General features: G+C 69.3%; 1 protein-coding gene and 1 pseudogene. Both read right to left on the bottom strand.

The window, feature by feature from the left end; translation table 11 throughout:
* Positions 1 to 94: 94 nt before the first annotated feature.
* Positions 95 to 1774, bottom strand: a pseudogene (locus ABZ646_RS44665) (phosphoketolase family protein); the annotation flags it as partial.
* A 26-nt stretch (positions 1775 to 1800) separates the two neighbouring features.
* Positions 1801 to 2526 (bottom strand): GAF and ANTAR domain-containing protein, encoded by a 726-nt coding sequence (locus ABZ646_RS44660; RefSeq protein WP_360532967.1) that lies wholly within the window; start codon positions 2524 to 2526, stop codon positions 1801 to 1803.
* Between the last annotated feature and the right edge of the window lie 95 nt (positions 2527 to 2621).

Here is a 2621-nt window from a genome sequence, read left to right as displayed (position 1 = left end):
CGGCTGGCTGCACACCTACAATCACCACCGCGGACACACCGCGCTGAAGGGCCAACCACCCGCCAGCCGCGTTCCCAACCTCTCGAGGCAATACAAGTAGGTGGTCGACGAAACCGGGGTCCTGATGCGAGAAGCCGTTGTTGTCCTGGCGCCACACGTGCGAGGTCAGCAGGTAGTTGAGGGAGGCGATCGGGCGGCGCCAGGGGAGTCGGCGGGCGACGCGCAGCCACTTGATGTGCTGGTTCGCCATGGAGTCGACGATGTGGACGAAAGCCTCGTAACAGGAGAACAGGCCATGCCGGCCGGTGAGGAGATAGCCCTCCAGCCAGCCCTGACAGGTGTGTTCGGAGAGGATCTCCACCACCCGGCCGCCGCGCTCCAGGTGCTCGTCCGTCGGCAGTACCTGGGCCTCCCACGCCTTGCCGCTCGCCTCGTAGACGGCCTGCAGGCGGTTGGAGGCCGTCTCGTCCGGTCCGACCAGCCGGAAGTCGCGCCGCTCGCCCGTGTCGGCCATCACCTGCGCCAGCAGGTCGCCGAGGACGCGGGTCGGCTCATGCGCTGTCGTGCCGGGCTTGTCGACCGGGACGGCGAACCGCTCCAGGGGCGGCACGGGCAGGTCGTGCAGAAGCAGGCCGCCGTTGGTGTGCGGGCTGGCGCCCAGGCGGTGCGCACCGTCGGGGACACAGGCGAGGACCTGTTCCCGGGGGCGTCCGTGCTCGTCGAAGAGTTCATCGGGCCGGTACGAGCGGAGCCATCGCTCCAACTGCCGCAGATGGTCCGGGTTCTCGCGTACGGCCGGCAGCGGCACCTGGTGCGCTCGCCAGGTGCCCTCCACCGGGAGGCCGTCGACCTCGGCCGGCCCGGTCCAGCCCTTGGGCGTGCGCAGCACGATCACCGGCCAGCGTGGGCGTTCGGTGATGACGGAACCGGTGCGGGCGGCGTGCTGGAAGGCGGCGACACGGTCCAGGGCCTCGTCCATGGCGCGAGCCATCGTCTGGTGGACGGCGCGGGGATCGTCCCCGGTCACGTGGAGGGGCTCGTGGCCGTATCCCCTGAGCAGGGAGTCGAGTTCGGGCTCCGGTATCCGGGCCAGGACCGTCGGGTTGGCGATCTTGTAGCCGTTGAGGTGCAGGATCGGCAGGACGGCACCGTCCCGTACCGGGTCGAGGAACTTGTTCGAGTGCCAGGAGGCGGCCAGTGGGCCCGTCTCGGCCTCACCGTCGCCGATCACGCAGGCCACCAGGAGCCCCGGATTGTCGAACGCGGCCCCGTAGGCATGAGAGAGGGAGTAGCCCAGCTCGCCGCCCTCGTGGATCGATCCGGGGGTCTCGGGTGCGACGTGACTGGGGATGCCGCCCGGGAAGGAGAACTGCCGGAAGAGGCGCGTCATGCCGGCCGCGTCCCGCGTGATGTCCGGGTACGTCTCGGTGTAGCTGCCCTCCAGCCAGGAGTTCGCCACCACGGCCGGCCCGCCGTGACCGGGCCCCCAGACACAGATCGCGTCCAAGCGCCTGGCTTTCACGACCCTGTTGAGGTGGGTGTGGACCAGGTTCAGGCCCGGTGAGGTGCCCCAGTGCCCCAGCAGTCGCGGCTTGACGTGCTCAGGCGCCAACGGCTCGGTCAGCAGAGGGTTGGCCATGAGGTAGATCTGCCCGACGGCCAGATAGTTCGCCGCCCGCCAATGGGCATCCAGAGCGCTCAGCTCCTCCTCGTCGAGGGGGTCGGGGGTGTCCGGAGTGTCGAGAGAGGTCTCGGTAGTGGGGCCGAGCGGCATGACGAACCCTTCTCGCAGGAGGCTGATCAGGAACTTCCGGGACTGAGACCGGGGAGGTGCTCGGTTTCGTCGATGAAGGCGCGGGCGACGTCCGCCAGGCGGCGGTTGTGGGCGCGGGCGTAGGCGCGCAGCGTCGTGAAGGCCCGCTCCATGTCCGTGTGGCGGCGTTCGGCGAGCTTTCCCTTGGCCTGTTCGATCAGGACGCGGCTGTTGAGGGCGGTCTGCAGCTGTTCGTTGAGGAGGGTGCTGCGCTCGGTGGTGCGTTGTTGCAGCAGGCTGATGGTGGCGACGTCGGCGAGGGCCTGTGCGAAGGGGGTGGCGGCGGGGCTGATGGGCGCCGGGGTGGTGTGGAAGAGGTTGAGGGCGCCGACGACCTCGTCGCGCAGGCGCATGGGCAGTGCCTGGACGGCGGTGAAGCCGATGCGCTGGGCCTGGGCGGTGAACAGGGGCCAGCGCGCGGCTTCGTCGCGCAGGTCGGGAACGGAGACGGTGATCCCGGTGTGGAAGCAGTCCAGGCAGGGGCCTTCGTGGTTCTGGAGCTGGAAGAGTTCGAGGAGGCGCACGCGTTCGTCGGAGGCGGCCATGACACGCAGCACGCCGTCACGGTCGGCGAGCAGGACGCCCGCCGCACCCGCGTCGAGCAGATCGACGCAGCGGTCGGTGAGCAGGCGCAGGAAGTCCATGAGGTCGAAGTCGGCGACGAGACTGTCCGCCAGCTCCACGAACGTCCGGGCCATCAGCTGTTCCTTCATCGTGCACACCTCTGTTGGTGGGGCGTGAGCATCAGTGCTCCGTAAGTTGTTAGGCGGCCCGGGAGGGCCGGATGTGGCTGATCGGTGCTTGCCTT

It is taken from the genome of Streptomyces sp. NPDC007162, from assembly GCF_040634175.1.
Lineage (GTDB): Bacteria > Actinomycetota > Actinomycetes > Streptomycetales > Streptomycetaceae > Streptomyces.
This window is presented reverse-complemented; position numbering and strand designations above follow the sequence as displayed.

What these genes read in the sequence shown, in the direction of transcription:
- ABZ646_RS44660 (WP_360532967.1), bottom strand. Translation starts at nt 2,526, where the DNA reads ATGAAGGAACAGCTGATGGCCCGGACGTTCGTGGAGCTGGCGGACAGT.